The sequence below is a fragment of the Bacillus sp. JJ722 genome, assembly GCF_036963345.1.
Classification (GTDB): domain Bacteria; phylum Bacillota; class Bacilli; order Bacillales; family DSM-1321; genus Bacillus_AD.
The window spans coordinates 1-3,928 of the sequence record NZ_JBALMO010000275.1 but is presented as its reverse complement, the minus strand read 5'-3'; the positions used below and the strand labels follow the sequence as shown (position 1 = coordinate 3,928).

4 protein-coding genes are annotated in these 3,928 nt (G+C 36.3%); 1 reads left to right on the top strand and 3 read right to left on the bottom strand.

From position 1 onward, the window contains the following. Positions 1-69: 69 nt before the first annotated feature. Positions 70-1,677: a putative polysaccharide biosynthesis protein gene (locus V7014_RS23580; protein ID WP_335510930.1), complete on the bottom strand. Its 1,608-nt coding sequence runs from the start codon at positions 1,675-1,677 to the stop codon at positions 70-72. 219 nt (positions 1,678-1,896) lie between these two features. Between V7014_RS23580 and V7014_RS23575 the strand changes: the two genes are divergently transcribed. After that, positions 1,897-3,171 (top strand): NAD(P)/FAD-dependent oxidoreductase, encoded by a 1,275-nt coding sequence (locus tag V7014_RS23575; RefSeq protein ID WP_335510932.1) that lies wholly within the window; start codon positions 1,897-1,899, stop codon positions 3,169-3,171. A 47-nt stretch (positions 3,172-3,218) separates the two neighbouring features. Here V7014_RS23575 and V7014_RS23570 read toward each other — a convergent pair whose 3' ends face one another. Together V7014_RS23570 and V7014_RS23565 are read right to left on the bottom strand one after the other, a co-directional pair. After that, positions 3,219-3,401 (bottom strand): sporulation protein Cse60, encoded by a 183-nt coding sequence (locus tag V7014_RS23570; protein WP_335510928.1) that lies wholly within the window; start codon positions 3,399-3,401, stop codon positions 3,219-3,221. A 62-nt stretch (positions 3,402-3,463) separates the two neighbouring features. Then, entirely contained in the window at positions 3,464-3,769 is a 306-nt protein-coding gene (locus V7014_RS23565; RefSeq protein ID WP_335510926.1) for a rhodanese-like domain-containing protein, read from the bottom strand. Between the last annotated feature and the right edge of the window lie 159 nt (positions 3,770-3,928).

The following is a 3,928-nucleotide window of genomic DNA, read 5'->3' as shown; positions in this document are numbered from 1 at the left end:
CCTTTATCTCAGTCGGTGGTCGAAAGAAGATACGGAGCAAAACGGGTACTTGCGCTTTTCTTATATATTTTATAAACCAATCTTGCTTTTAAGTCGTAGTAGTCGATCACCAAATAATCGGTAGGCTAGCTTAGATTTAATAGCTAGTAAGAAGTAGACAAGTGCTCCTACACCCGCTCCGATAATAATCATAATAAGAGCTGGAAAGAAACGTTCTTCATTTAAGAACAGAGACAGCCCATTCATCGTTAGTACAACAACAACGGACATGATTAACGTAAAGATCCCCATCAACATCGTTCTCTTGAATACCAGCTTATAACTGTAACCCGTAAAGTAGTAAATAACAAAGAAGTTAATAACAGTAGCAACTAAATATCCTAAACTTGTTGCATAAATAGCCCCTTCTGTTTCAAACATGCGGATTAGTGGAATATTCAATGCTAACTTCACTAAGAAACCTATTAATAAACTTAAGACCGTATATTTTTGTTGATTAATTCCTTGCAATACAGCAGCAGTGACAGAAAAGAACGCGAACAATATCGCAGTCGGTGCATAGGTTTGTAATACTTCTGCACCTAATTGATCATAGCCATAGAAAACCGTATAAATTGGTTTAGACAATACTGACATTCCAATTGCTGCCGGTAAAGTTAAGAACAGCAGTACTTGAAAAGCTTGGTTTAACTGATTTGTAAACACTTCCGTATTTCTTTCAGTATAGGCTTTCGTTACAGAAGGAACAATAGTCATTGCAAAGGCCGTCGCCAATGACATTGGAATAATAACTAGTTTTTGCGTATTGAAATTCAAAATCCCAAAAGCATCACCCGCAATTGACTTAAGGCCAATCGATGCCATCGCAGAGTTAAACGTTAATGAATCGACCATTTGAAAAAGTGGCATTGCAATTCCGACGAACACAAATGGAATCGAATAAAGAATAATTTCTTTATACATATCTCTTAGTGGAATTCTTGTTGTTCGCTGATCTGTTTTCGCCTTCTTCTTCAACTGTGGCTTAACTTTATTCCAGTGCATTAATAAGACAATTAAGCCTCCAAGAGCACCTACAAACGCTGCAAAAGTTGCAACGCTTATCGCAGTTACGACGTCTCCATCCAATACGTACATCACGACGAAAGCTCCACCTAATAAAACGATAATACGTACGATTTGTTCAACTACCATTGAAATAGAAGTTGGTCCCATCGATTCATTGCCTTGAAAGAAGCCTCTTATTAAGCTCATGAATGGTACGATAATTAAGGCGAAACTAACTGCTCTAATAACCGTAGCAATTTCCTCTGGCGTAAAGTTTTCCTGTCCTTTTCCCATTGCTTCCCCTAATCCTGGAGCGATGAAGTAGAGAACTAAAAAAGCTACCATACCTGATATCAACATAATTTTCAAACTAGATCGGAACAATTTTTGACCGACATCATATTCACCCATGGCATTATACTTTGCCACGAATTTGGATACAGCTAACGGTAGCCCACCCGTTGCTATACTTATAAATATAGTATATGGTACATATCCATAGGAATATAGCTGTGTACCCTTACTTCCTACAATTGCTTCAAACGGAATAACATATAACAATCCTAGTACCTTAGATAAGACCATTCCTATCGTTAGAATAAAGGTACCCTTTAACAATTTAGATGACATATAATCCCTTCCTACTGATGATCATGATCCTTTATGTAACACGCTCTTAATATTACCATACTTTATAAAGCAACAAGTAAGTGGTTTTTAACAGGTATATATAAAGCTCATTCATTTATTTAAATAAATAAAAATACTTACCTATTCTATCAAGTATTTTTATAAAACAACAACTTACATTATAATGAAAGAATGAAAAAAAATATAGTTGGTGAAAAAATGAAATTTGATGTAATTGTAATTGGTGGCGGCCCATCGGGATTAATGGCAGCTATTGCAGCAGGTGAAAAAGGTGAAAAAGTTCTTCTTATTGAAAAAGGAGACAAGCTTGGAAGAAAGCTTGCTATCTCTGGTGGTGGACGCTGTAACGTCACAAATAATCTACCTATAGATGAAATAATTAAACATATCCCTGGAAACGGTCGCTTTCTTTATAGTGCCTTTTCTGTATTTAATAACCAAGATATTATCCAGTTCTTCGAAAGTCTAGGTGTTAAATTAAAAGAAGAAGATCACGGTCGAATGTTTCCTGTCTCCAATCAATCTTCGACCGTTGTAAATGCCATGATTAATCAATTAGATAAATATCGTGTTAAAGTCATGCAGAGCACTACTGTGCAAGATGTAATATACAAAGATAACGGAGTATCTTCTATCATATTAAAAGACGGTCGAAGTTATGAAGCGAGCGCTCTTATTATTGCAGCTGGTGGCAAATCTGTACCAAAAACAGGCTCTACAGGTGATGGTTATGCATGGGCAGAAAAAGCGGGCCATACGATAACAGAATTGTATCCAACCGAAGTACCACTAACTTCAAATGAACCATTTATAAAAGCGAAGACACTTCAAGGCTTATCGTTGCGCGATGTAGAATTAAGCGTGCTTAACCCAAAAGGTAAACCAATCATTACACATAAGATGGACATGATCTTTACCCACTTCGGAATAAGTGGCCCAGCTGTTCTTCGTTGTAGCCAATTCGTTGTTAAAGCAATGAAGAAATGGAAACTAACAGACGTGACCATGAAACTTGACGCTTTTCCTGATTATAATCAAGAAGAACTGTTTCAACTGATTATAAAAAAAGTAAAAGAAGATAATAAAAAAGCAATTAAAAATATCTTAAAGGGATTATTAGTTGACCGTTACTTACTGTTCTTATTGGAAAAAGCAAATATTAATGAAGATGAACAAGGTGGTACAATCTCCCACGATAAGCTACGTCAATTCGTTACACTTTGCAAAGGTTTCTTATTTCACGTTAACGGCACTCTCTCGATTGAGAAAGCATTCGTTACTGGTGGCGGCGTATCAATAAAAGAAATTCATCCAAAAGAAATGAGCTCTAAATTCGTGGATGGTTTATTCTTCTGTGGAGAAATATTGGATATTCACGGCTATACAGGCGGATACAATATTACTTCAGCACTTGTCACAGGAAGACTGGCTGGTGTTAATGCGGCCGCTTACAGTCGCTCATTAAATGAATAAAGCCTATCAACAAATAAAACCTCAAATCCATCGATTTGAGGTTTTGTTCATGATTTATATATGACCATTGCGCTAAAGCAATACACTTGCTCATCTACTTCTTCACCAATAACAGCAACATCATATTTGATATCTACGAGCTGATCTTCATCTACCTTCTTAAGAAACTCATTCATTTCGGTTTCAAGATCTTTCTCATGCTCATAGTCAAAGACTTTTACCTTTATCATGTTCTACCTCTCCCATTCCTCTTTTCAGCTAGTCTTGCCAAAAAGACAGAAAAGTAAAACAGTTATTGCAATTCTCCAGTCCAGTTATACATACCGTCTTCCATATTGACTACATTATAGCCGTTAGCTAATAAATAGTGGCATACATTTTCACTGCGAACGCCACCAGCACAGACAATAATATATTCTCTTTGCTGATCTAACAAATCAAGTTTATTTGGAATATCATTCATTGGAATATGTACAGCATTCGGAATCATTCCATTAGCTACTTCATAATCTTCACGAACATCAATAATATATAATTCTTCATCTGCTTCCATTCGTGACTTTAACTGATCAGCACTAATTACTTTCATTTCACTCATTCTACTATCCCCTATCCATATTTTCATCAAATTGTCTTTATATTGTATTAATCCTTCCCAGAAAATGCACGCATAAACACTTATAGTAGAATTCTATAGAAAAGCGTAAGCGCCCGTTTTGCTCCGTATGGACTGGAGCCCTCCGACTGAGATATAGGA

Coding starts and splice junctions, on each gene's coding strand:
- V7014_RS23570 (WP_335510928.1), bottom strand. CDS start 3,401: ATGATAAAGGTAAAAGTCTTTGACTATGAGCATGAGAAAGATCTTGAA.
- V7014_RS23565 (WP_335510926.1), bottom strand. CDS start 3,769: ATGAGTGAAATGAAAGTAATTAGTGCTGATCAGTTAAAGTCACGAATG.
- V7014_RS23580 (WP_335510930.1), bottom strand. CDS start 1,677: ATGTCATCTAAATTGTTAAAGGGTACCTTTATTCTAACGATAGGAATG.
- V7014_RS23575 (WP_335510932.1), top strand. CDS start 1,897: ATGAAATTTGATGTAATTGTAATTGGTGGCGGCCCATCGGGATTAATG.